Origin of the sequence: Thermomonospora echinospora (assembly GCF_900108175.1) — a bacterium.
Classification (GTDB): domain Bacteria; phylum Actinomycetota; class Actinomycetes; order Streptosporangiales; family Streptosporangiaceae; genus Thermomonospora; species Thermomonospora echinospora.
In genome coordinates this window covers 390,040-414,508 of the sequence record NZ_FNVO01000001.1, presented here as the reverse complement: position 1 = coordinate 414,508, position 24,469 = coordinate 390,040, and the positions used below count along the sequence as shown (strand labels likewise).

At 73.5% G+C, this 24,469-nt stretch carries 24 protein-coding genes; 5 read left to right on the top strand and 19 right to left on the bottom strand.

Annotated features, from left to right (window positions below; all coding sequences use genetic code 11):
* Positions 1–43 precede the first annotated feature (43 nt).
* The 11 genes from cmk to C4U03_RS01855 all read right to left on the bottom strand — a co-directional run bounded on the left by cmk (position 44) and on the right by C4U03_RS01855 (position 11,307).
* Entirely contained in the window at positions 44–715 is a 672-nt protein-coding gene (gene cmk, locus C4U03_RS01905) for a (d)CMP kinase (protein ID WP_103935833.1), read from the bottom strand.
* Positions 716–821: 106 nt separating this feature from the next.
* Positions 822–1,913: a prephenate dehydrogenase gene (locus C4U03_RS01900; protein WP_268817480.1), complete on the bottom strand. Its 1,092-nt coding sequence runs from the start codon at positions 1,911–1,913 to the stop codon at positions 822–824.
* Between the two features lie 221 nt (positions 1,914–2,134).
* On the bottom strand, positions 2,135–2,497 hold the full coding sequence (gene aroH / locus C4U03_RS01895) for a chorismate mutase (protein ID WP_103935831.1): 363 nt from the start codon (positions 2,495–2,497) through the stop codon (positions 2,135–2,137).
* A gap of 57 nt (positions 2,498–2,554) precedes the next feature.
* Positions 2,555–3,295: a pseudouridine synthase gene (locus C4U03_RS01890; protein WP_103935830.1), complete on the bottom strand. Its 741-nt coding sequence runs from the start codon at positions 3,293–3,295 to the stop codon at positions 2,555–2,557.
* Complete coding sequence (gene scpB, locus C4U03_RS01885) at positions 3,292–3,888, bottom strand: SMC-Scp complex subunit ScpB (RefSeq protein ID WP_103935829.1); 597 nt, start codon at positions 3,886–3,888, stop codon at positions 3,292–3,294. The genes C4U03_RS01890 and scpB overlap by 4 nt, the downstream gene beginning before the upstream one ends.
* Positions 3,872–4,807 carry a segregation and condensation protein A gene (locus C4U03_RS01880; RefSeq protein ID WP_103935828.1) on the bottom strand — a complete coding sequence of 312 codons (936 nt, stop codon included), beginning with the start codon at positions 4,805–4,807 and terminating at the stop codon, positions 3,872–3,874. Before C4U03_RS01880 ends, scpB begins: the two co-directional genes overlap by 17 nt.
* 40 nt (positions 4,808–4,847) lie before the next feature.
* Entirely contained in the window at positions 4,848–5,756 is a 909-nt protein-coding gene (locus C4U03_RS01875; protein ID WP_407701401.1) for a ParA family protein, read from the bottom strand.
* Positions 5,757–5,869: 113 nt separating this feature from the next.
* The gene (locus tag C4U03_RS01870) at positions 5,870–6,811 is read right to left on the bottom strand and encodes a site-specific tyrosine recombinase XerD (protein ID WP_103936273.1); all 942 of its coding nucleotides are present in this window, start codon (positions 6,809–6,811) and stop codon (positions 5,870–5,872) included.
* Between the two features lie 89 nt (positions 6,812–6,900).
* Positions 6,901–7,545 carry an NUDIX domain-containing protein gene (locus C4U03_RS01865; protein ID WP_200826965.1) on the bottom strand — a complete coding sequence of 215 codons (645 nt, stop codon included), beginning with the start codon at positions 7,543–7,545 and terminating at the stop codon, positions 6,901–6,903.
* On the bottom strand, positions 7,542–9,224 hold the full coding sequence (locus tag C4U03_RS01860; protein WP_103935827.1) for a CTP synthase: 1,683 nt from the start codon (positions 9,222–9,224) through the stop codon (positions 7,542–7,544). Before C4U03_RS01860 ends, C4U03_RS01865 begins: the two co-directional genes overlap by 4 nt.
* Before the next feature lie 418 nt (positions 9,225–9,642).
* Positions 9,643–11,307: a coiled-coil domain-containing protein gene (locus tag C4U03_RS01855; RefSeq protein WP_103935826.1), complete on the bottom strand. Its 1,665-nt coding sequence runs from the start codon at positions 11,305–11,307 to the stop codon at positions 9,643–9,645.
* Positions 11,308–11,436: 129 nt separating this feature from the next.
* Here C4U03_RS01855 and pip point away from each other — a divergent pair, with 129 nt between their 5' ends.
* Positions 11,437–12,402, top strand: a complete 966-nt coding sequence (gene pip, locus C4U03_RS01850; RefSeq protein WP_103935825.1) for a prolyl aminopeptidase — start codon at positions 11,437–11,439, stop codon at positions 12,400–12,402.
* Between the two features lie 38 nt (positions 12,403–12,440).
* Here the strand turns inward: pip and C4U03_RS01845 are convergent, their stop codons facing one another.
* Positions 12,441–13,355 (bottom strand): NAD-dependent epimerase/dehydratase family protein, encoded by a 915-nt coding sequence (locus tag C4U03_RS01845; RefSeq protein ID WP_160146885.1) that lies wholly within the window; start codon positions 13,353–13,355, stop codon positions 12,441–12,443.
* Positions 13,356–13,710: 355 nt separating this feature from the next.
* On the opposite strand from C4U03_RS01845, the gene C4U03_RS01840 reads away from it, so the two are divergent.
* From C4U03_RS01840 to C4U03_RS01830, 3 genes are read left to right on the top strand one after another with little or no spacing between them, the layout of a single operon-like run.
* Positions 13,711–14,877 (top strand): thiolase family protein, encoded by a 1,167-nt coding sequence (locus C4U03_RS01840; protein ID WP_103935823.1) that lies wholly within the window; start codon positions 13,711–13,713, stop codon positions 14,875–14,877.
* Between the two features lie 2 nt (positions 14,878–14,879).
* A complete protein-coding gene (locus tag C4U03_RS01835) occupies positions 14,880–15,278 on the top strand; it encodes a Zn-ribbon domain-containing OB-fold protein (protein ID WP_103935822.1) in 399 nt (132 codons plus the stop codon).
* Between the two features lie 60 nt (positions 15,279–15,338).
* Positions 15,339–16,508, top strand: coding sequence for an NAD(P)H-dependent flavin oxidoreductase (locus tag C4U03_RS01830; RefSeq protein ID WP_103935821.1), 1,170 nt, complete (start codon positions 15,339–15,341; stop codon positions 16,506–16,508).
* On the opposite strand, the gene C4U03_RS01825 is transcribed toward C4U03_RS01830, so the two are convergent.
* Positions 16,468–17,538, bottom strand: coding sequence for an SGNH/GDSL hydrolase family protein (locus C4U03_RS01825; RefSeq protein WP_103935820.1), 1,071 nt, complete (start codon positions 17,536–17,538; stop codon positions 16,468–16,470). The two genes, C4U03_RS01830 and C4U03_RS01825, sit on opposite strands and share 41 nt — an antisense overlap.
* Before the next feature lie 196 nt (positions 17,539–17,734).
* Between C4U03_RS01825 and C4U03_RS01820 the strand changes: the two genes are divergently transcribed.
* Positions 17,735–18,304: a TetR-like C-terminal domain-containing protein gene (locus C4U03_RS01820; protein ID WP_160146884.1), complete on the top strand. Its 570-nt coding sequence runs from the start codon at positions 17,735–17,737 to the stop codon at positions 18,302–18,304.
* 32 nt (positions 18,305–18,336) lie between these two features.
* Here C4U03_RS01820 and C4U03_RS01815 read toward each other — a convergent pair whose 3' ends face one another.
* From C4U03_RS01815 to C4U03_RS01790, 6 genes are all read right to left on the bottom strand, one after another.
* Positions 18,337–18,687 (bottom strand): STAS domain-containing protein, encoded by a 351-nt coding sequence (locus C4U03_RS01815; protein WP_160146883.1) that lies wholly within the window; start codon positions 18,685–18,687, stop codon positions 18,337–18,339.
* Between the two features lie 222 nt (positions 18,688–18,909).
* Positions 18,910–19,392 carry a GNAT family N-acetyltransferase gene (locus C4U03_RS01810; RefSeq protein ID WP_103935817.1) on the bottom strand — a complete coding sequence of 161 codons (483 nt, stop codon included), beginning with the start codon at positions 19,390–19,392 and terminating at the stop codon, positions 18,910–18,912.
* Positions 19,393–19,740: 348 nt separating this feature from the next.
* Positions 19,741–21,858 carry an excinuclease ABC subunit UvrB gene (gene uvrB, locus C4U03_RS01805; protein ID WP_103935816.1) on the bottom strand — a complete coding sequence of 706 codons (2,118 nt, stop codon included), beginning with the start codon at positions 21,856–21,858 and terminating at the stop codon, positions 19,741–19,743.
* Between the two features lie 202 nt (positions 21,859–22,060).
* Positions 22,061–23,221, bottom strand: coding sequence for a sensor histidine kinase (locus C4U03_RS01800; protein WP_103935815.1), 1,161 nt, complete (start codon positions 23,219–23,221; stop codon positions 22,061–22,063).
* 87 nt (positions 23,222–23,308) lie between these two features.
* Positions 23,309–23,911, bottom strand: coding sequence for a dephospho-CoA kinase (gene coaE, locus C4U03_RS01795; RefSeq protein ID WP_103935814.1), 603 nt, complete (start codon positions 23,909–23,911; stop codon positions 23,309–23,311).
* 51 nt (positions 23,912–23,962) lie between these two features.
* A complete protein-coding gene (locus C4U03_RS01790; protein WP_103935813.1) occupies positions 23,963–24,457 on the bottom strand; it encodes a GNAT family N-acetyltransferase in 495 nt (164 codons plus the stop codon).
* Positions 24,458–24,469: the final 12 nt, after the last annotated feature.

Sequence of the window (24,469 nt, the reverse complement as noted above, 5' to 3'; positions counted from 1 at the left end):
CCTGCGGCTCGCCCGGTTCCCGTCCCGGGCCTGTGCGCCCGGGTCACCCCGTGGCGGTGTTCTCCTTGGCCAGCCGCACCACTGCCTCGATGACCTCGGGCAGGCTCAGCCGGGTGGAGTCGATCTCGTGCGCGTCCTGCGCCCTGGTCAGCGGGGACGCCTTGCGGGTGGAGTCCAGCCGGTCGCGGCGGGCCTGCTCGGCCTGGGTCACCGCGACCGTGGCGCCGGGGTCGGCGGCCAGGTCCCTGGTCCGCCGCTGCGCCCGGGCCTCCTCGCTGGCGGTCAGGAAGATCTTGACGGGCGCGCCGGGCGCCACCACGGTGCCGATGTCCCGGCCCTCGACCACGATCCCCCCGGTCCCGATGATCTCCCGCTGCAGCGCCACCAGGCGCTCGCGCACGGCGGGCACCGCACTGACCGCGCTGACGGCGTTGGTGACCTCGCGGGTACGGATCGGGCCCGACACGTCGGTGCCGTCCACCGCGATGGTCGGCGCGTCGGGGTCGGTGCCGCACACCAGCAGCGGCTCGCTCGCCCGCGCGGCGACGGCCGCGGCGTCCTCCACCGGAACGCCCTGGGCGAGCATCCACCACGTCATGGCCCGGTACATGGCGCCGGTGTCCAGGTAACGCAGGCCCAGCGCGCGGGCGACGCCCTTGGAGGCGCTGGACTTGCCCGACCCGGACGGTCCGTCTATGGCGATAACGAGCGACACGGTGGATTCCTTCCCAGGTCCGAGGGACCGAGTGCCAGGCGGGGGTTGTGGGACGCACGGGCGCGCCTGCGCCGGCCCCTGGCGGCCAGGCTACCGGTCCCCGAGATCAGCCGGGGACGGACCAGCCCCGGGCACGCAGTTCGTCGGCCAGCCGCCCGGCCGCCGCCGGCTCCACCGACAGCTCGACCACGCCGACCGCCAGGCCCGGGGAGTGCTCGATCGAGACGTCCTCGATGTTGACCCCGGCCACGCCTGCCGCCTGGAACAGCAGTGCCAGCTCGCCCGGCCGGTCCGGGAGGACCACCGGGACGACGGCGTAGCGGGACTGCCGCCCGCCGTGCTTGCCGGGGATGCGCGACGTGCCCTCGTTGCCCTGGGTGAGCAGGCCGGCCACATGGTCCATGGCGCCGTCACTGCCGTCGCGCAGCAGCGCGGCGGCCACCGCCAGGTCGGTGGCGACCTCGTCGAGGACGTCGGCGACGGGGCCGGCGTTGGCGGTCAGGATGCCGACCCACAGCCGGGGGTCGCCGGCGGCGATCCGGGTGACGTCGCGCACCCCCTGACCGGCCAGGCCGAGCGCGACCTCGTCGGCGCCGCGCAGCCGGGCGGCCATCGCGGCCGAGACCACGTGCGGGCTGTGCGAGACCAGCGCCACCGCCCGATCGTGCTCGGCGGCGTCCACGGTCAGCGTCCTGGCGCCGCAGGCCGTCGCGAGCGCTTCCACCACGGCGACCGCCTCCGGGGCGGTGTCGCCGGCCGGGCACAGCGCCCAGGTGCGGCCCAGGAACAGGTCGGCGCGGGCGGCGGCCGGGCCGGAACGCTCCCGGCCGGCCAGCGGATGCCCGGCCACGAACGTGGTCAGGTCACAGCCCAGCACGGCGGCCTCCCGCAGCGGCAGCGCCTTCACGCTGGCCACGTCGGTGTAGACGCGGGCCAGCCCGTGTTTCTGGGCCTCCAGCAGCACGGGCGCCACCGCGGCCGGGGGTACCGCCAGCACGGCCAGGTCCGCCGGCTCGTCCGGCCCGTCGTCCGGCAGCGGGGTCCCGGCGCCGAGCTGGACGGCCAGGTCCAGGCAGGCGCCGTCACGGTCCGACAGCAGCACCTCGACGCCGCGGCCGCGCATCGCCAGCGCGATGGAGGTGCCGATCAGTCCCGTCCCGATGACGACGATCCGCCGCACCGCCAGATCCTCTTCCACGCACTCAGACTAACGGTCACCAGCACGTCTCCGTCGTCGCCGGCCGCCGCACCCGCCGGCCCGGACACCGGTGGAACGGCGCCGCCGCACGGCCCGCGTCCACCGGCCGAACGGCACAGGCCCCCGCCCGTCGTGGGGCAGGGGCCTGGGAACGGCCGCTGGCGGACCCGTGGGCCGCCGAACGGCGAGGGTCCGATGGGCGTCCGGGCTGCCGGACCGCGCTACTGGGCGATGTCGAGCCGCAGCGCGGTGGCGCCGCGCAGGTAGACGTGCTGCATCTCCGAGCGGGGCCTGTCGGTCTCGATGTGGGCCATCAGCCGGATCACCCGGGGCAGCGCGTGCGGCACGTCCAGCTCGCTGGCGCACAGCAGCGGCACCTCATGAAAGCCGAGCTTACGGGCGGCCAGCGCCGGGAACTCGGCGTTGAGGTCGGGCGTGGTCGTGAAGATCACACTGATCACATCGTCGGTGGACAGCCCGTTGCGGCGCATCACCTCGGTGACCAGCTCCGTCGTCGCCTCCAGGATCTGGTCCCGCTCGTCGGCGTCCACCTGGGTCGCCCCGCGGAGCGCGCGTACCGCCACTGTCGTCTTCCTCCCTGCCGAGGGCCGCGACCCGATGCCGTCGCGGACCGGTGGTCTCTAGAGCCCGACCGCCTTGTAGAGCTCGCCGATCTCCTTCATGGTCAGCGCGCGCAGGCCGCCGGACTTCAGCCCGCCGAGCCTGATGGGGCCGAACTGGGTGCGGGCCAGCTTCTGGACCGGGTGCCCGGCCTCCTTGAGCATGCGACGCACGATGTGCTTGCGGCCCTCGTGCAGGGTCACCTCCACCAGCGCCCGCTTGCCGAGCTGCTCGACCAGCGTGAACCGGTCGGCCCTGGCGAGCCCGTCGTCCAGCGTGACCCCCTCGCGCAGCCGCCTGCCCAAGTCCCGCGGGACCGGCCCGATGATCTCGGCGAGGTAGACCTTCTCCACGCCGAAGCTGGGGTGGGTCAGCCGGTGCGCCAGCTCTCCGTCGTTGGTGAGCAGGATCAGCCCCTCGGTGTCGGTGTCCAGCCGGCCCACGTGGAACAGCCGCTCGGGCACGTCCACGTAGTCGGCCAGCGACTTGCGGCCCCGCTCGTCGGACATGGTGCTGACCACGCCGCGCGGCTTGTTGACCGCGTAGTAGCGCATCTCGGGGCGGGTCTCCACGCGCAGCCCGTCCACGTGGATGACGACCCGGGCCGGGTCGACCCTGGCGCCGAACCAGGACACCACCTTGCCGTCGACCTTGACCCGGCCCTCGGCGATGAGCTTCTCGCAGTTGCGGCGGCTGCCCACCCCGGCGTCGGCCAGCACCTTCTGCAGCCGTACGCCCTCGTTGTCGGTGTCGGTGTTCACTTGCGTTCGTCCTCGATGATGTCGTCGGGAAGGTCTTCGGGGAGATAGGGCGCCAGCTCGGGTAGCTCCTCCAGGCCGCGTAGCCCCAGCCGCTCCAGGAAGTACCCGGTGGTGCGGTACAGATGGGCCTGGGTCTCGGGGTCCTGGCCGGCCTCCTCGATCAGGCCCCGCAGGGTGAGGGTGCGCATCACCCCGTCGCTGTTGACCCCGCGGATCGCCGAGACCCTGGCCCGGCTCACCGGCTGGCGGTAGGCCACCACGGCGAGGGTCTCCAGTGCGGCCGAGGTCAGCCGGGCCTGCTGCCCGTCGGTGACGAACCGCTCCACCACGGGCGCGCAGGTCTCGCGGGTGTAGAAGCGCCAGCCGCCGGCGATCTCCCGCAGGTCGAAGCCGCGGCCCTGCTCGGTGTACTCGGCCGACAGCTCCCGCAGGGCGGCGGCGACCTCCCGGCGGGGCCGTTCCAGGACCTGCGCCAACGTCACCTCGGCCACCGGCTCGTCCACCACCATCAAGATCGCCTCGATGGACGCCCGCAGCCCCGGCTGCGGCGCCTCGCCCGGCCCGGGGTACGGCTGGTCAGTCGTCGCGGTCATGCCCGTCCTCGTCCCGCCTGCGGCCCTCGGCGTCCCGGGAGCCCTCGTAGTCGTCGCCGACCGCCACGTCGCCGTCGTCACTGCCGGTCCAGCTGACGTGCAGCTCCCCCAGCGGCTCGACCTGCTCGAAGGTCACCGCCCGCTCCCGGTACAGCTCCAGCAGCGCCAGGAACCGGGCGACGATCTCGAACGTCCCCTGGCAGTCGGCGGTCAGCGCCCGGAAGGTGGCCTGCCGCAGCCGGCGCAGCTTGGCCACCACGATGGCGGCCTGCTCCCTGACGCTGGCCTTCGGCTGGTACATGTGCTCGACCGAGACCCCCGGCGGTGGCCCCTTGGGCGCCAGCGCCTTGGCCGCCAGCCGGGCGAACTCGGCCGGGCCCAGCCCCAGCAGCACCTCCGGCAGCAGGTTGGCGAACCTGGGCTCCATCGGCACGGTGCGGGGGAAGCGCCGGGACTGCTCGGCCATCCGCCCGGCCAGGACCTTGGCGACCTCCTTGTAGGCGCGGTACTGCAGCAGCCGCGCGAACAGCAGGTCGCGGGCCTCCAGCAGGGCGAGGTCCTCCTCGTCGTCCACCTCGCCCGACGGCAGCAGCCGCGCCGCCTTCAGGTCCAGTAGGGTCGCCGCGACCAGCAGGAAGTGGCTGGCCTGGTCCAGTTCCCATTCGGCGCCGCGCGAGCGGATGTAGGCGATGAACTCGTCGGTGACCTTGTGCAGCGACACCTCGGTGATGTCGAGCTTGTGCTTGGAGATCAGCCCCAGCAACAGGTCGAAGGGACCTTCGAAGTTGTCCAGGTGGACCTGGAAGCCCCCGGGCCGTTCCTCCGCCTGCGCGGCGGCGACCTGGGTGGCGCCGGTCTGCGGGGCGGCGGTGTGCTTCACATTGCAAACCGTAACGGAACCGGACCACTGACCCGGCATCGGCGGCCGCACGCCCGGCGCGCCCGCCTCCCGCCGGGGGTCAGCCGGCCGCCTTCCACCTCATCAGGACCTCCTTGGCGAGCTCGCGGTAGGCGTTGGCGCCCATCGAGGAGGGGTCGAAGTAGGTGATCGGCTCGCCGGCCACGGTGGCGTCGGGGAAGCGCACGGTCCGGTTGATCACGGTGTGGAACACCCGGTCGCCGAACGCCTGCACGATCCGCTGCAGCACCTCGCGGGTGTGCAGGGTGCGCGAGTCGTACATGGTGCCGAGCACGCCGTCGATCTCCAGGTCCGGATTGATCCTGGACTGCACCTTCTCGATCGTCTCCATCAGCAGCGCGACGCCCCGCATGGCGAAGTACTCGCACTCCAGCGGCACCAGCACGCCGTGACTGGCGGCCAGCGCGTTGATGGTCAGCAGGCCCAGCGACGGCTGGCAGTCGATCAGGATGTAGTCGTACTCGGGCACCGCCGCCTTGAGCACCCCGGCCAGGATGTACTCGCGGCCGACCTCGTGGACGAGCTGGACCTCCGCGCCCGACAGGTCGATGTTGCTGGGCAGCAGGTCCATGCCATCGACGCCGGCGTCCAGGACGATGTCCTCCCAGCCGACGCTGCTCTCCAGCAGCAGGTTGTGGACCGTCAGCTCCAGCTGGCGGGGGTCGCCCTTGCCCAGGCCGACCGACAGCGCGCCCTGCGGGTCGAAGTCGACCAGCAGCACCCGGCGTCCCTGCTCGGCCAGCGCGGCGCCCAGGTTGATGGTGGTGGTGGTCTTGCCGACCCCGCCCTTCTGGTTGCACACCGACACGATGCGCGCCGGACCGTGCTCGGTCAGCGGCTCGGGCTCGGGGAACACGGGCAGGGGCCGTCCCGTCGGGCCGATGGCCTGACGGGGATCGGTCAGGGCAACCGAGAGCTCGCTCTCGGCGGCCTCTGGCGTACTGGTCACGGCTTTAACCTTCCCGGCGGCCTGGTTACCGTCCAAAACGGGGACTTTAGGGGGCCGCGGGTATCGGCTCAAGGCGACGCGCGCCGATGGCATGGATTGGGTGTGGCCTGGCCCTAGCCTCGTGCCCGCGGGTGGGAGGTGGCGTGCACCTCCTGCAGCAGCCCCTCGGTGACCAGCGCACACGCCTGCCGGCCCGGGGCGAGCGCGGTGGTGGCCGGGGCGTGCCCGAGCAACTGCTGGACGACCCGCGCGTCGGCTCCGCCGTCCAGCAGGTGGGTGGCGAACGAGTGCCGCAGGGTGTGCGGTGACACGCCCGCCAGCCGGGCCCGTTCGGCGGTGGCGCGCAGCACCATCCACGCCCCCTGCCGCGACAGCCGCCCGCCGCGGGCGTTCAGGAACAGCGCGGGCATCGCCCCGCCGTCCCGGGCGAGTTCGGGGCGGGCCCGCGCCAGGTACGCCTCGGCGGCCCGCCGGGCGTGCTCGCCGACCGGCACCCGCCGGGTCCGGCCGCCCTGGCCGGCGACCCGGATCAGGCCGCCGGTCAGGTCGAAGTCGCCGACGTCCAACCCGACCGCCTCGGAGATCCGCGCGCCCGAGCCGTACAGCAGTTCCAGCAGGGCGCGGTCGCGCAGCCCGCGCGGGGTGTCGCCGGGCGCGGCGGCCAGCAGCCGCTCCACCTCGGCGACGGAGATCGCCCTGGGCACGGGCCTGGGCGAGGCGGGCGGCCGGACGCCGGCCGCCGGGTCGGCCGCGGCCAGCCCCTCCCGCACGGCGAAGCGGTGCAGCCCGCGCACCGCCGCCACCGCGCGGGCGGCCGAGCGGGCCGACAGCGGCGGATGCGTCGCGTCCCCCTCGCCGAGCCCGGCCAGGTAGCCCCGTACGTCACCCTCGGTCACTTCGCCGACGGCCCGGCGGCCCCGGGCGGCCAGCGCCTGCGCGTACCGGCGCAGGTCGCGGCGGTAGGAGCTGAGCGTGTTGGCGGCCAGGCCCCGGTCGGCGGCCAGGTGCGCCAGGTAGCGGCGCACGGCCGCCTCCAGTGCGGTTTCAGCCGCCACGCCCAGCACTCCCGTCCGCTCGTACCCGCCGGTGCCCGACCCGCCCCATCATGCCGGGTCGGGAACGGGTCCGTGCGGAACCGCGCCGATCAGTCCTCGGGGGCGTCGGCCGGGCGCAGGTCGCGGAAACCGTTGGCACGGGCCGCGTGCGCGCCCAGGATCCCGGCCACCGCCAGCGCGTTGTGGATGTCGCCGCGCAGCACCCGGACCACGGCCTCCTCCAGCGGCACCCACACCACCGGCATGTCGGCCTCCTCGTGCACCCGCTGGAAGTCGATCTCCTCGGCGGGCACCTCGGTGACCTGGCGGGCCAGGAAGATCCGGACGCGCTCCTCGGACACGCCGGGCGAGGGGAAGACGTCGGCCAGGGTGTGCCACTGGGCGGCGCGGTGGCCGGCCTCCTCCAGCAGTTCGCGTTCGGCCAGCTCGCGCAGTGGCTCGCCGGGCACGTCACGCAGCCCGGCGGGCACCTCCCACAGCAGGCGGCCGACCGCGTGCCGGTACTGCCGGATCAGCAGCACCCGGCCGGCGTCGTCGAGGGCGACAACGCCGACCGAGCCGGGATGCGTCACGACCTCGCGGGTGACGACCTCCATCCCGGCGCCGCCGGGCATCTTCACCTGGTCGCTGCGCAGGCCGGCCACGCGGCCCCGGAAGTGCTCGACGCGGCCGACGACCTCCCAGCGCTCGGGCCGGTCGCGAATCTCCTCGGCCCGCTCGTCGGCCGCGCTCACGGGGCGGCAACCGCGCCGGCGCCGCGGCGGGCGGTGGCGTAGTCGATCGCGGCGCCGACCAGCCCGGCGAACAGCGGGTGGGGGCGGGTCGGGCGGGAGCGGAACTCCGGGTGCGCCTGGGTGCCCACGAAGAACGGGTGCGCCTGGCGGGGCAGCTCGACGTACTCCACCAGCCGCTCGTCCGGGGACAGGCCGCTGAACCACAGGCCCGCCTTCTCCAGCTGGTCGCGGTAGAGGTTGTTGACCTCATAGCGGTGCCGGTGCCGCTCGGACGCCTTGGCCGTCCCGTACAGCTCGCGGACCAGCGAGCCCTCGGCGAGCTCGGCCGGGTACAGGCCCAGCCGCATGGTGCCGCCCATGTCCCGGTCGCCGGCGACCACATCGACCTGGTCGGCCATGGTGGCGACCACCGGGTGCAGGGTCTGGTCCTCGAACTCGGTACTGCCGGCATCGGTGAGCCCAGCCAGCGAGCGGGCCGCCTCGATCACCATGCACTGCAGGCCCAGGCAGATGCCCAGCAGCGGGACCCCGTTCTCGCGGGCGTGCCGGACCGCGCCGATCTTGCCCTCGATGCCGCGGACCCCGAACCCGCCGGGGATCAGCACCCCGTCCACGCCGTCCAGCATCCGGCGGGCGCCGGCCGGCGTGGCGCACTCGTCGCTCTTGACCCAGCGGATGTTGACCCGGGCGTCGTTGCCGAACCCGCCGTGCCGCAGCGCCTCAGTGACCGACAGGTAGGCGTCGGGCAGGTCGATGTACTTGCCGACCAAGGCGATGGTGACCTCGTGGGCCGGGGCGTGCACCCGGCGCAGCAGCTCGTCCCAGGCGCCCCAGTCCACGTCGCGGAACGGCAGCCCGAGCCGCCGCACCACATAGGCGTCCAGGCCCTCGGCGTGCAGCACCTTGGGGATGTCGTAGATGCTGGCGGCGTCCACCGCCGACACGACCGCCTCGCGGTCCACGTCGCACATCAGGCTGATCTTCTGCTTGAGGCCGTCGGTGATCGGCCGGTCCGAGCGGCACACGATCGCGTCGGGCTGGATACCGATGCTGCGCAGCGCGGCCACCGAGTGCTGGGTCGGCTTGGTCTTCAGCTCTCCGGACGGGCCGATGTAGGGCAGCAGCGACACGTGCAGGAAGAAGCAGTTGTCGCGGCCGATCTCGTGGCGGATCTGGCGCACCGACTCCAGGAACGGCAGCGACTCGATGTCGCCGACCGTCCCGCCCACCTCGGTGATCACCACGTCCACGCCAGGCTCGGCCATGCCGCGGATGCGTTCCTTGATCTCGTTGGTGATGTGCGGGATGACCTGGACGGTGTCGCCGAGGTACTCCCCGCGCCGCTCCTTGGCGATCACGTTGGAGTAGACCTGGCCGGTGGTCACGTTGGCCGAGCCGTGCAGGTCGGTGTCCAGGAACCGTTCGTAGTGCCCGATGTCCAGGTCGGTCTCGGCACCGTCGTCGGTGACGAAGACCTCCCCGTGCTGGAACGGGTTCATCGTCCCGGGGTCGACGTTGAGGTAGGGGTCCAGCTTCTGCATGGTGACCTTCAGGCCGCGCAGGGTCAGAAGCCGCCCCAGGCTGGATGCCGTCAGTCCCTTGCCGAGGCTGGAGGCGACACCGCCGGTGACGAAGAGATGCTTGGTAGGACGCTGGCTACCAGTGGCTGCCGAAGGCAAGTTAAGACGCTCCCGTGGTCGTCGCGAGGCGGGGCTTCGCCGCCCTGTCCACGGGCCACCAGGATATCAGCCGACGCGCCCGGCTCTGCGCGGGATGCGCCGTCCGTCGCCGTCCGGCCATCGAAAAGCCCGCCCCGCCCCCGCCCGGACGCCGAATCGACGGCACCGCACCCCCGCAGATCGCCTACGGGCGCCTCCGAGGCCCCCAAGCCGCCGGTGGGACCGCGCCGAACACGGCGGTGCCCGGCGACGCCGGCGAACGGATCAGGAGGTCGCACCGGCTATGCGAACGCCGGCAACCGGCGGGCCGCTCCCGTGATCGCGCCGTACGTGACGCGGCCCGCGGCGGCTCCGGCGGAGCGGGGCTCCAGGGCCGCACCTGAGCCGGTCGGGCCGGTGGGCCGGTTGTGCCGGTGGGTCAGACCCTGGGGGCGGCGCTGGGCATGATGGTGCGCAGCTGACGGGTCAGCTCGTCGATCAGGGCGCGGGCCTGGTCGGCGGCGGTGCGGGCGGCGTCGCGCTCCTGGGACATCTCCGCCAGGGCGGTGCGCTGCTCGGTGACGGCCTGGGCGAGCTGGTCGACCCACTGGTCGCGTTCGGCGAGCTTCTCGGCGATCGCGTCCCGTTCGGCGGCCATCTGCCGCATCGCGGCCACCGCGTTGTCGCGCTCGCGGCCGGCCTGCTCGGCGCGGCCCCGGGCCAGCGTGGCCTCGGAGTCGGCGCGGGCCTGCGCCTGCAGCGCCGCCTCCCGCTGCTTGTCGGCGGCCACCGCGGTCTCCAACGCCTGCTGGCGCTCGGTGTCGAGTTCGGCGGCGCGCCGCCGCTCGGCCTCGGCCTCTTTGGCGGCGGTGGCGGCGGCGTGCTGGAGGTTGGCCGCGGTCACCTCGGCGTCGCTGAGCTTGGCGCGCAGGCCCGCCAGCTCCGAGTGCGCGGACTCCAGCGCCCGAGACAGCTCGGCGGCCTGCTCGGCGAGCCGGTCCCGCTCGGCCTCGACGGTGCGGCGGGCGCCGACCGCGTCCTCCATGGCGCGGTGGGCCTCGTCGCGGGCCTCCCGCATCGAGTCGCGCTGGGCCATCACCTGACGGGCGGTGGTCTCAGCCTCGGCGACGCGCTGCTCGGCCTGCGCCCGGGCCTGCTGGGCCTGCTCGGCCTGCGCCCGGGACTGCTCGGCCTGGCCCCGGGACTGCTCGGCCTGAGCGCGGGCCTGGTCGGCCTGGGCGCGGGCCTGCTCGGCGCGGCGCTCGGCCTCGACCGCCAGCCGCTCGGCCTGCTCGGCCTGGGTGCGGGACTGGTCGACCTGGGCCAGCGCCTGCTCGGCCTGGGCCCGGGCCTGCTGGGCCTGGTTCCAGGCGGCGGCGGCGTCGCGCTGGGCGGACTCGCGCTCGCCCTGCAGGGCGGCGATCTGCGCGGCGGCCTCGTTGGCCGCCTCGGCCATCCGCCGCTCGGTCTGCTCGATGCGCCGCTCGGCCTCCACCGCCCGCCGCTCGGCCTGCTCGGCACGGCGTTCGGCCTCGATCGCGCGCAGCTCGGTCTGCTCGGCGCGGCGTTCGGCCTCGATCGCGCGCAGCTCCGTCTGCTCGGCCTGGCCCCGGGCCCGCTGCACCTCGCCCCACGCGGCGGCCGCGTCACGCTGGGCGGACTCGCGCTCGCCCTGCAGGGCGGCGATCTGCGCGGCGGCCTCGTTGGCCGCCTCGGCCATCCGCCGCTCGGCCTCGGCGGCACGGCGGTCGGCCTGCTCGGCCTGGCCCCGGGCCCGCTGCACCTCGCCCCACGCGGCGGCCGCGTCACGCTGGGCGGCCTCCTTCTCCTGCTGGAGGGTGGCGGCCTCGGTGCTGGCCTCGGCGACCTTGCGCTCGCCGGCGGCCAGCGCGTCGCCGATGAGGTCGGCCATCTGGCGCAGCCGCTCGACGATGTCCCAGGGCTGTGCGTCTTGGTGCTCGCCGGGCCGGCCGGCGGCGGCGTTCTGGGCCGCCGGCTGTGCGGGCACGACGGGTTGCGGTCCCGAGTCGGGGCCGAGCACCGGCCACGGCGAGCCCAGTTCCTGGACCGGCCGGTGGCCTCCCGATCCGTTGAGGTCGCTCACACCCTGAACTCTAGTGCCGATCAGCACAGCGTTTGCCCTGTTTGGGTTCGAGGACCCAGATCCCAACGCGCCGTCAACCCGGCGCCGCCCCCGCGGCCCGGCCCGGTCACGGTGGGACAATCGCTGGTCATGGAGCTACGCACGCTATATCCGCCGATCGAACCGCACGACTGCGGGCTGTTGGACGTCGGCGACGGAAACCACATCTACTGGGAGGTCTGCGGGAACCCCGACGGCAAGCCCGCGGTGATGGTGCATGGTGGGCCGGGCGGGGGCTGCACCGCCGAACACCGCCGCCAGTTCGATCCGCAGGCCTACCGGATCGTGCTGTTCGACCAGCGCAACTGCGGCCGCAGCAAGCCGCACGCGGCCGATCCGCAGGTGTCGCTGGAGACCAACACCACCTGGCACCTGGTCGCCGACATGGAACGGCTGCGCGAGCACCTGGGCATCGACCGGTGGCTGGTGTTCGGCGGGTCGTGGGGCAGCACGCTGTCCCTGGCCTACGCGCAGGAGCATCCGGACCGGGTGACCGAGCTGGTGCTGCGCGGCATCTTCATGCTGCGCCCCTTCGAGCTGTACTGGTTCTACCAGGAGGGCGCGTCGCTGCTGTTCCCGGATGCCTGGGAGAAGTACGTGGCGCCGATCCCGGAGGACGAGCGGGAGGACCTGATCGCGGCGTTCGGGGCGCGGCTGGAGTCCGGCGACCGTCAGGAGCGGATCGCGGCGGCCCGGGCGTGGGCCCAGTGGGAGGCGTCCGCGCTGACGCTGCGCCCCAACCCGGGGCTGGTCGACCACTTCGGTGAGCCCGACTACGCGGTGGCCTTCGCCCGCATCGAGAACCACTACTTCCGCCACGAGGGGTTCTTCGAGGAGGAGCAGTTGCTACGCAACGTCGAGCGGATCCGGCACATCCCCGCGGTGATCGTCCAGGGCCGTTACGACGTCTGCACGCCGCCCGCCACCGCTTGGGACCTGCACCGGGCGTGGCCGGAGGCGGAGTTCCACATGGTGGAGGACGCCGGGCACTCCTTCGACGAGCCGGGCATCCTGCACCGCCTGATCGAGGCCACTGACCGCTTCGCCCGGAGCTGACCGGCGGGCGCGCGGCAGGGCGGCCCTCAGGGCGACCGTCAGGACAGCACCCCGCTGGCGTCGGGCACCGCGCCCATGCTGCGCGCCTGCCGGGCCACCACGTCGAACAGGTCGGTGCGAGGGGCGAACCCGGTGAGCTCCACCAGCCTGCGGACGTCGGCGAGCGAGTCGGTCACCTCGTCGGCCCCGGCGGGCTCCACCACGTAGGACACCGGTGTGCCGAGCGCGGCCGCCACCGCCTCGGCCATCCGCCGCAGGGAGTGGCCGGTCCCGGTGCCGAGGTTGACCACGCCGCGCGCCCGCACCTCGGCCAGGGCGATGAGCGCGCGCACCGCGTCCCGGACGTCGGTGATGTCGCGGGTGCGGTCCGGCGAGCCCAGCAGCCGCAGCGGCCGGCCCGCGCGGGCGGCCTCGAGCCACAGCGAGAACGCCATGTCGGGCCGCTGCCCCTCCCCCGCCACCGTGAACGGGCGCACGATCGTCACCGCCCCGCCCTCAGCGAGCCGCCGCGCGCACAGGCCCTCCATCCGCACCTTGCTGCGGGCGTAGCCGCCGCGTGGCCGCAGCGGGTCGGACTCGTGGCTGGGCCGCCCGTCCGTGGTGCCGCCATACACCGACGAGGAGGAGGTGACCACCAGCGGGACGTGCGGCGGGACGGCGTCCAGGACGGCGGCGGCGGCCAGTACGTTGTCGCGGTGGCGCAGCCGGGCGATGCCGGCGGTGCGGTCGCGCACCCCGGGGCGGCCCGCCAGGTGAAAGACCTTGTCGCCGCTCTGCAGGGCGGCCCGCACCATCGGGTCGCCCGCGGTGAGGTCGGCGGTGAGGACGGTCAGGCCCGGGACGGGGGCCAGCGGGAGGCGGTCGATGCCGACGACCTGCTCACCGCCGTCCAGTAGTGCCCGGGTGAGGGCGCGCCCGAGGAATCCGGCCGCCCCCGTCACGATCGCTGTCAACGGCCCCTCCGCGGATCGTCGCCCGTTCGCGGGCACCCCGTCCCGGGACGATGCCGGGACCGGCAGGATCTTGTAAAGGTAGCCAAGGTAACGGTTCCGCCGAGCCGATCCGACGGCGAATCCGGCGCAGCTCCCGCACATCGTCGTACACCGCCGCGTTCTGGCCGGATTCCTGTCGCCGACACCGCCGTTCCGCCGAGCCCGGCCGGTGACCGGCCCCGGCCGCCATGGCCTCGCGCCCACCGGGACCGCCATCGCCGGGGCCCGTTACGCGGGGACGCCCGGAAACCCACCGAATGCGGTTCGGTACGGTGGCTGCCGGGAACGCACCTGCGGGAGGGGATGGTGAGGATCCATGGGTGAGGGGGCGGCGATCGCCGGGCTCGGCATGACCGAGCTCGGCAGGGTGTACGGGCGCAGCCCGCGCCGGCTGGCGGCCGACGCGGTGCGCCGCGCGGTCACCGACGCCGGACTGGGCCTGGCGGACCTGGACGGGCTGGTGGTCAGTCACGGGCTGGGCGGCTCCCCCGGCATCGAGCTGGCCGACACGATGGGGCTGCGCGACCTGCGGGTGCTGACCGTGATGAACTCCTTCGGCGCCACCGCCGGCGCCATGGTGGCGTACGCGGCCATGTCGGTGATCAGCGGGGCCGCGTCCGCCGTCGCGTGCGTGTTCGCCGACGCGCCGCTGCGTCCCCGGCAGTCGTCGGGCAGCGCCTACCAGCGCGACGCCAGAGAGTGGTACGGCTTCGGCGGCATGACCGCCGCGCTCGGCTTCCGCGACGTCAACACCCCGTACGCGCTGGCCGCCCGGCGCCACATGAACCGCTACGGCACCACCAGTGAGCAGCTCGGCGCGATCGCGGTCAGCACCCGGCAGTGGGCCGTCATGAACCCGCTGGCGCAGATGCGCGAGCCCATGACGCTGGCCGACCACCAGAACTCGCGCTGGGTGGCCGAGCCGCTGCACCTGCTGGACTGCTGCCTGGTCTCCAACGGCGCCATCGCGGTCGTCGTCACCGGCGCCGACCGGGCCCGGGACCTGGCGCGCCCGCCCGTCCACATCTGGGGCTGGGGACAGGGCCACCCGGGGCACTCCAAGGAGCGCGGCAGCGAGTTCGGCCTCACCACCGGCGCCGCCGTCTCCGGGCCGACCGCGATGAAGATGGCCGGGGTCACCGCCCAGGACGTCGACATCTGCCAGTTGTACGACTGCTACACCTACACCGTCCTGGTCTCCCTGGAGGACTACGGGTTCTGCGCCAAGGGCGAGGGCGGCGCGTTCGCCGCGTCCGGGGCGCTGGGGCCGGGCGGCGCACTGCCCACCAACACCGGCGGCGGCCAGCTGTCGGCGTACTACATGTGGGGCATGACCCCGCTGTCAGAGGCGGTGATCCAGGCCCGCGGAGACGGCGGCGAACGCCAAGTCGCCAAGAACGACGTGGTCCTGGTCAGCGGCAACGGCGGCATCCTGGACCACCACTCCACCCTGATCGTCAGCCCACACCGGAAGGGGGCCTAGCCGTGGACGTCGGGATCATGCGCAGGGACGGCCGCACCGACCCGTTCTTCGACGGCGCCGCCGCCGACCGGCTGGTGATCAGGCGGTGCGAGCGGTGCGACCGCTGGTACGCCCCGGACCACGGCGGCTGCTCCGGCTGCGGCGACGAGGAGCTGTCGTGGGCCGAGGCCACCGGTGAGGCCACCTTGGTGACCTGGGCGGTCAAGCACGGGCGCCCGGCCGGGGACGGCACCGCGCCGCCGCCCGCCCATCTGGCCCTGGTCGAGCTGGCCGAGGGCCCGTGGCTGCACGCGCGCCTGGACGGGGTGAACGCGTCCGCGCTGCGCGAGGGCCTGCCGCTGCGGGCGTCCTTCGTGCACCCGGACGAGGGCGAGTCGTACCTGCTGTTCCGGCCCGCCTGAGCGGCGCCGGCGCGACCCCCGGACTGGACCGAACGCCATTCGGTTAAGTAGCGTCGGAACATGCGCACCGAGATTTGCGAGATGTTCGGCATCGAGTTCCCGCTGCTGGCGTTCAGCCACTGCCGTGACGTGGTCGCGGCCGTCACCAACGCCGGCGGGATGGGCGTGCTCGGCGCCGTGGCGTACACCCCCGACCGGCTGGAGGAGGAGCTGAGCTGGATCGACCGGCAGGTCGGCGGTCGGCCGTACGGGGTGGACGTGCTGGTGCCCGCCAAGCTCGACCTCAAGGGAACCGACGAGGCGGGCGGCGGGCTCGGCGCGATGCTCGCCGCGGTGCCCCAGGAGCACTGGGGTTTCCTGCGGGACCTGTTCGAGCGGCACGGCGTTCCGCTGCCCGACTTCGAGGCGGCCCGCAGGTCCACCGCCCGGGGCGTCGGCTCCCAGGTCACCGAGCAGGGCGCCACCGACCTCATCGACGTCTCGCTGGCCCACCCCATCCGGCTGATCGCCAGCGCGCTCGGCACCCCGCCGCCCCGCATGGTGGAGGCCGCCAAGTCCGCCGGGGTCCCGGTCGCGGCCCTGGTCGGCACCGCCGAGCACGCGCGGCGCCAGGTGGCCGCCGGGGTGGACCTGATCGTCGCGCAGGGCGGCGAGGCCGGCGGCCACACCGGCGAGATCTCCACGATGGTGCTGGTCCCTGAGGTGGTCGACACGGTCGCGCCGATCCCCGTGCTGGCCGCCGGGGGCATCGCCACCGGCCGCCAGATGGCCGCCGCGATGGCGCTGGGGGCCTGCGGCGTGTGGTGCGGCTCGGTCTGGCTGACCACCGAGGAGGCCGAGACGCCGCCGCACGTCAAGGCGAAGATGCTGGCCGCCACCTCCCGCGACACCGTCCGCTCGCGCTCGCGCACCGGCAAGCCGGCCCGCCAGCTCAGGTCGGCCTGGACCGACGCCTGGGAGGGACCCGACAGCCCCGGCTCACTGGGCATGCCGCTGCAGATGGTGGTGGCCGAGGGCGCCATGCGGCAGATCGACCGGGTCGCCGCGAGCGGCAACGAGGGAGCCCGGGAGCTGGCCAACTACTTCGTTGGCCAGTGCGTGGGGCTGATGAACACCGTCCGTCCCGCCCGCCAGGTCGTCTACGACATGGTCCAGGAGTTCACCGACGCCCTCGACCGCCTCAACGCCCTCAGCGGAACTGGTTCAGGGGACGGCCCGGCCCCTTCCTGATCTGCTCGACGAACAGACGACCCAGGGCCCGGTAGCCCCCGGCGGTGGGGTGGAAGCTGCCGGGCTCGGCCGCCAGCGCCGACAGATTGACCCGCAGCCCGTTGACGTAGGGGTCGGCGCTGCCGATCTCGTGGCCGGAGAAGGCGCTGTAGGCGTCGATGAACTCCACGCTGCCCCGGCCCCGGGTCGCCGCGATCTGGTGGTCCCGCTCGGCCGCCACCTGCCGGATCACCTCGTTGAGGTCTCGGGCCCGGGCGTTCAGCCACTGCTGGTCGCCGATGGTCAGGTTGTCGCCGGTGGCGCCGGAGACCTCGGCGAAGATCCGCGGATAGCCCAGCACGATCACCCGGGCGCGCGGGGCCCGCTCGGTGATCGTGTCGAGCACGGTGGTCAGCGACTGCCGCAGCGCGGCCAGCCGGCCGGCGATCTCGGCGCCCTGTTGCCGGCACCCCCGGCTCCACGGCAGCCGCACCACGCAGCCGCCCAGCACCCGGGAGAAGCCCGCGTCGTTGCCGCCCACGCTGATCGTCACCAGGCTGGTGTCGGCGTCGACCCGGTCGGCCTGCGGCGGCTCCCCCGACCTGCCCTTCAGCACACTGGCCGTGGTCGCGCCGGAGCACGCCCAGAACGCGCTGCCGCCGGCGAACCGGAACTCCTCGACGACCGCGTGGTAGTAGGCCAGCGAGGTGCGGTGACACCGGTTGTCTGACGCCAGGTCGGCGGCGGTCGCGTACGCCCCCTCGCCCGAGGAGTAGGAGTCGCCGAGCGCCACGTAGGCGCCCCGGGTGGCCGCCTCTACCGGGGTGAGCGGCCGGGGGGCGGTGCTGGCCGGTCCAGTGGCCGCCGGCGCCGGGGCCGGGCGGTGGCAGCCCTGGCCGAAGACCTCGCAGCGCACCGCGGGTAGCGCCACCAGCGAGCCGGCCGTGACCAGGAGCAGGGCCAGCAGCAGCGCGAGGGCCGCCCCCCGCCCGCCGAGTCGTACGCGGCCTCCTCGCTGGGCACCGCGTGGCCACTGCTTCGGCCCGGCCATGTTCCCCCCTCATCACCGCCCGCATGAGCAGACGCCCGGACGGGCCCAAGGGTTCCCGCCTTTACGTTGTAGATCACAAATCCTGACTCTCCGTCCGGTGGCCGGACCAGGCCCCCGTATGCCTGACACGAGGTGCGCCGCCCTGCGAAACTGTCGGTCACCGTGCGGAACCCGCCGACCGACAGGGGGAATCGCCGTGCCCGCAACCGGTCCACGGACCGACGCCCTCCTCGCCGCGGCGCTGGCCGTGCTCGCCGAACGCCCCTACCAGGAGTTCGGGTACGCGGCGGTGGCCGAGCGCGCCGGGATCGAGGTCGAACAGCTGCGGCACCGCTGGGCGCACCCGGCCGAGCTGGCCGTGGAGGCCCTGGTGGAGGCCCTCGGACCGCCCGGGAGCGAGCCGAGCGACGCCGGGCTGCGCGCCGAACTGCTGACGGTGACGACCCGGCTGGCCCACGAGTTCGCCGTCTACGGCCAGGCCCTGGTGGGCCTGCTGGCCGCCCTGCGCCACCACCCCGAACTGGACCGGGCGTTCCGGGAGAGGTTCCTGTTGCCGCGGACCGAGTGCGCCCGCAGGGCGCTCGGCCGCGCCACGCTGCGCGGCGAGATCCGCCCCGAGGCCGACCCCCGGCTGGTGCTGTCGCTGGTGCCCGCCCTGTTCACCTTCCGGGTGCTGCTGCGCGACCCGACCCCCGACGAACGGCTGGCCGAACGCCTGGTCGACGCCGTGCTGATGCCCCTGCTGTCCCGCGGCGGGACCCGCTGACCGGCGGCGGCCGGCCGGCGGGTCCGCGGCGGTCAGGCCGGGGTGAGTCGACGGATGTTGAACGTGTCGACCATGCCGGTGATCTCGATGATGCGCAGCGCGCCGCGCGGCACCGCCGCCAGGATCAGCGAGACGTCCGCAACGTCGGCCACCCGCTGGGCCTGGGCCAGCACCCGCAACGCGTCGGAACCGAAGAGGCCGACGTCGCGCAGGTCCACGATCACCTTGCGCACCCGTCCGCCGATCAAGGACAACAGTGCCTGCCGCAGATGGCCCTCGGTGCTCAGGTCGATGTCCCCCGAGACGTAGACCACGGCCCGGTCCGCGTGCCGCAGCACCGTGACCGAGAAGTCGTCCTCCCTGCGCAGGGTCATGCTCGTCATGCCGCCCACCGTTCGCATCGCTGTTTCGGCCTGCGTAGTCGATCCTCGGACAGCCGGCCCTCTGACACACCACCCGCTTGGTAGTGATTGCCCCTGGCAACCTTGACCTTGTGCCCCGTAACGCCATGTACGTGCTATATGCGTACTAAGAATGCAAAGTCCGACATGTCCGACCCATGATCCATGCCGGGGCAGGCGCCATGATCCACGCCCGGGCAGGCGTCAACCGCTCCGGCGGCACATCACCAGACGCGGCCCCAGGGCGTGCAGCCCGCCGTCGATCTCGGCCTGCCAGTGCGCTCGCAGTTGCGGGCCCCACCGCTCCTCGGGCAGCTCGGTAAAGCCGTGCCGGGCGTACCACGGCCCGTTCCACGGCACGTGGCGGAACGTGATCAGCGTCAGCGGCCCGGTGGCCTGCGCGACGACCCGCTCCAGCAGCAGCCCGCCGATCCCCCGGCCGGTGTGCCCGGCGCTCAGGGCGATCTGCTCCAGATGCGGATGCCCATCCAGTTCAACGACCGCCGCGAACCCGACCGGCGGCTCCCCCACGACCAGCACCCGGGCGTCGGCGCCGACCTCCTCGATCACCGTGGGCCCCGGCGGGAAGACGATGCCCAACGACGCGAACACCCCGTCCGCGCTGCGCTCGATCTCCGGCAGCAACGCCAGATCCCGCGCCTGTGCCTCCCGTACCGCCATCCCCATTCCGCCCACCCAAGCACCGTGGAGATCCACGGGCAACGGAATTCCCCTGCACGGGGCCCGGTCACGCGATGACCGTGCCGCCGGATGTGACGCCGAGCGGAACGGACAGCGCCTCAGCACTTCGCGCGTCCGCGGGCGATCCCGGTGTCGCGGCGCGTACACCAGGACTCGTTCCGCGACAGCCCCTCCGGGCGCGGACCGCCGCGCCCGGAGGGGCTCAGGAGCGCGGCATCGCGGACGCGGCGACCAGGCTGGGTCGCGCCGCCGGCCTGACTGGTCAGGAGCTCGCCGTCACCGTCGAGGCGGCCCGGCTCAAGGCCGCCGCGGCGAACGCCGGTGGTCGCCGCGCTAGCGGACGCCGGCCTCCTTCATGTCGCGCAGCTCGCGCTTGAGCTCCTTGATCTCGTCGCGGAGCCGGGCGGCGAGCTCGAACTGCAGGTCGGCGGCGGCCTGGTGCATCTGGGCGGTCATCTGCTCGATGAGCGACTCCATCTCCTCGCGGGGGCGCTCGCCAACCAGGTCCGCGGCGTGGCGGCCAGTCTCCCGGGCCCGGCTGGCCAGGCCGGGAACGGGGGCCTTGCCGCGGCTGAGCTGGCGGCCGGCGCCACCGAGCAGGGTCTCGGTGTCGGCGTCCTCACGGGCCAGGGAGTCGAGGATGTCGGCGATCCGCTTGCGCAGCGCCCTCGGCTCGATGCCGTGCTCGGTGTTGTAGGCCTGCTGCTTGGCGCGCCGCCGGTTGGTCTCGTCGATGGCGCGGGCCATGGACGGGGTGACCTGGTCGGCGTACATGTGGACCTGGCCGGAGACGTTGCGGGCGGCCCGCCCGATGGTCTGGATCAGGGAGGTCTCCGAGCGCAGGAAGCCCTCCTTGTCGGCGTCGAGGATGGCGACCAGGGAGACCTCGGGCAGGTCCAGGCCCTCCCGCAGCAGGTTGATGCCGACCAGCACGTCGAACTCGCCGGTGCGCAGCTCGCGCAGCAGCTCGATGCGGCGCAGCGTGTCGACCTCGCTGTGCAGGTAGCGGACGCGGATGCCCAGCTCCAGCAGGTAGTCGGTGAGGTCCTCGGCCATCTTCTTGGTCAGGGTGGTGACCAGGACCCGCTCGTCGCGCTCGGTGCGCAGCCGGATCTCGTGGATCAGGTCGTCGATCTGCCCCTTGGTGGGCTTGACCACGATCTCCGGGTCGACCAGCCCGGTGGGCCGGATCACCTGCTCGACCACGTCACCGCCGACCCGGCCCAGCTCGTAGGAGCCGGGGGTGGCCGACAGGTAGACGGTCTGGCCGATGCGCTCGCAGAACTCCTCCCACTTCAGCGGGCGGTTGTCCATCGCCGACGGCAGCCGGAAGCCGTGCTCGACCAGCATCCGCTTGCGGGAGGCGTCCCCCTCGTACATCGCGCCGATCTGCGGGACGGTCTGGTGCGACTCGTCGATGACCAGCAGGAAGTCCTCGGGGAAGTAGTCCAGCAGGGTGTTGGGGGCGCTGCCGGGCTCTCGGCCGTCGATGTGCCGGGAGTAGTTCTCGATGCCGGCGCAGGTGCCGATCTGGCGCATCATCTCGATGTCGTAGGTGGTCCGCATGCGCAGCCGCTGCGCCTCCAGCAGCCTGCCCTGGGCCTCCAGATCGGCCAGCCGCCCGGTCAGCTCGGCCTCGATGCCGGCGATCGCGCGCTCCATCCGCTCGGGGCCGGCGACGTAGTGGGAGGCGGGGAAGACGTACAGCTCCTCGTCCTCGGTGATCACCTCGCCGGTCAGCGGGTGCAGGGTGGCCAGCTTCTCGATCTCGTCGCCGAACATCTCGATCCGGACGGCGAGCTCCTCGTACTGCGGGATGATCTCGACGGTGTCGCCGCGGACCCGGAACGTCCCCCGGGTGAAGGCCAGGTCGTTGCGGGTGTACTGCATGTCGACCAGCTTGCGCAGCAGCTCGTCGCGATCTATTTCCTGGCCGACCCGCAGCCGCGCCATCCGGTCCACGTACTCCTGCGGGGTGCCCAGGCCGTAGATGCACGACACCGAGGCGACCACGACGGTGTCGCGCCGGGTCAGCAGCGAGTTGGTCGCCGAGTGCCGCAGCCGCTCGACCTCCTCGTTGATCGAGGAGTCCTTCTCGATGTAGGTGTCGCTCTGCGGGATGTAGGCCTCGGGCTGGTAGTAGTCGTAGTAGGAGACGAAGTACTCCACCGCGTTGTTCGGGAGCATCTCCCGCAGCTCGTTGGCGAACTGGGCGGCCAGCGTCTTGTTGGGCTGCATGACCAGCGTGGGCCGCTGCACCCGCTCGATCAGCCAGGCCACCGTGGCGGTCTTGCCGGTGCCGGTGGCGCCCAACAGCACCGAGTCCTTCTCGCCCTGCCGTACCCGCTGTTCCAGCTCGGCGATCGCCTGCGGCTGGTCGCCCGAGGGCGTCATCTCCGTGACGACCTCGAACGGCGCCACCTTGCGCTGCAGATCGGTGACCGGCCGCACGTCGTTCCTCCCCTGCTCCACCACGCGGGCGGTTTCCCCCGCGCTTTCCCACTGTACGCAGCCGGTATGACAATTCCGGCCCCTACGGTATTTCCGCAGGCCACCACCGCCCACCGTGCCGCGGAATGCGCCGTGTCCGGACGGGCGTCCTGCCGGTCGGCCGGCCGAGGAGGGTCAGGAGCGGCGCGCCACGGGACGGCGGTCAGGAGGTGACGGGCAGCGGGATGCGGGCGTGGACGGCGAAGCCGCCGCCGGGCCGGGGACCGGCCTGCAGGGAGCCGCCCAGCGCGGTGACCCGTTCCCGCAGTCCCACCAGGCCGTTGCCGCCGCCGGGCAGGGCGTGGCCGGGCTCGGCGTCGGCCGGGGCGTTCTCCACCGACATCTCGATCACGTCCGGCGTCTGCCGGATCAGCACGTGGGTGTCGGCGTCGCCGGCGTGCTTGTGGACGTTGGTGAGCGCCTCCTGGATCACCCGGTAGACGGTGCGGGCCACCTCCGGGGGCAGCGCCCCGTCCTCGATCTCCGTGGTCAGGCACACCTTCAGCCCGGCCGCCCCGGACTGGTCGACCAGCTCGCGCAGGTCCGCCAGGGTGGGCGTCGCCTGCGGGCCGCTGTCCTCGCCGAGCCGCAGCACCCCGATCACCTGGCGCAGCTCCTCCAGCGCCTGCCGTCCCATGTCGCCGATGACCGCGGCGGTCTCGGCGGCACGCTCGGGATCGCGGGCCACGATCGCCCGCAGCGCCGAGGCGTGCACCACCATGACGCTGACCCGGTTGGCCACCACGTCGTGCATCTCTCGGGCGATACGGGCGCGCTCCTCCACCCGGGCGCGCTCGGCCAGCAGGGTCCGCTCGCGTTCCAGCCGCCGGGTGCGCTCCTGCAGCGAGGCGATGAGCTGCTTGCGGGTGCCCATGTACAGGCCCAGCAGCACCGGCGGCGCGACGAAGACAGCCGCGACGACCAGCCGCAGCAGCAGCGGCTCGTCATGACTCAGGCCGGGCTCGGGCTGCAGCGTGAACCCCGTGATCGCCACTGCGGCCAGGCAGGTGACGGCCCGGCGGGAGGCGGCGTACGCGCCGAGCGAGTACAGCGCGATGAGCCCCGAGGTGAGGCCGGAGCCCAGGCCCACCCCGGCGACGATCGTCAGCCCGGCCAACGCGACCGGATGCCGGCGCCGCACCACCAGGGCCAGGCCGACCAGGAACGCCGCCACGGCGGCCACTCCGCGCGGCGCCCAGAAGGAGTCCAGGGTCAGAAACCACAGCGCCAGCCCGTCGACGGCGGCCGAACCGACGGCCAGCGAGACGTCCAGCACCCGTGATCGCTTCGTCGGCCACCTCGCCGGCCGCGGACCCCTGAACATGAGGCGAGCCTAAGGGAGCTGACACTCGACATATCGCATTTTTGACAGAGCGTAGCGAGGTATCGCCTCACGTGACCGAGGTGGAGATCAGGCGGCCGCGGCCCGCTCGGCCAGGTCCGCCCAGAGCGCCTCGACCCGGGCGTCCAGGTCCCGCAGCGTCCCGGAATTGTCGATGACGTGGTCGGCGATCGCCAGCCGGTCCTGCCGGGACGCCTGTGCCGCGATCCGGGCGCGGGCGTCCCGCTCGGTCATGCCGCGGCGGCCGGTGAGCCGTTCGAGCTGCGTCTCCTCCGGCACGTCCACCACGACGACCACGTCGTACATCTCCTTCAGGCCGTTCTCGGCCAGCAGCGGGACGTCGTAGACCACGATGGCGTCGCCGGGGGCGGCCGCCATGAGTTCCTGCATGCGCTCCCCCACCAGGGGGTGCACGATCGCGTTGAGGGCGGCGCGGCGCCCGGCGTCGGCGAACACGATCGAGCCGACCTTCTCGCGGTCCATGGAGCCGTCGGGCAGCAGCACCTCCTGGCCGAATTCGGCCACCACGGCGGACAGCCCCGGCGTGCCGGGCTCGACCACCTCCCGGGCGATCTTGTCGGCGTCGATGACAACGGCCCCGCGGGCGGCCAGCCGCGCGGACACCTCGCTCTTGCCGGAACCGATTCCACCGGTCAATCCCACTCGCAGCACGGGCCGAGCCTAACCGGTGCCCATCCCCGCGGTGCGGGGCGGACCGCCCCTTCAGCCCGGGGCGGACGCCGGCCGCAGGGGCTTGCGCATGTGGACGAGCGTCAGGTGGGCCGCGATCCGCTCCCGGTGCGTCTCGGCGTACCCCAGCCGCCGGTACAGCCGCAGGTTGCCCTCGCTGAGGTGGCCGGTGAACAGCACGCACGCGTCGACCCGGCCGGCGACCCGCTCCTCCAGCTCCCGCATGAGCCGCCCGCCGATGCCGCGCCCCTGGACGTCGGGGGCGACCACCAGGCGGCCGATCAGGCACGTGCGGCCGCTGAACTGCGCGCGCACCGCGCCGACCAGCCGGTGCCCCAGCGTCGCCTTGAGCACCACGGCGTCCCCGGCCAGCACCTTGCGCAGCTGCTCATGGGACTCCACCAGCGGGGAGATGAACGGGTCGCCGTACAGCTGCGCCTCGGCCAGGTACGCCGCCCGCTGCACGGTCAAGATCTCTCCGGAGTCCCGCTCGGCCGCGGGCCCGATCTCCACATCTTCCGCGCTCACCGCTGCACCCTA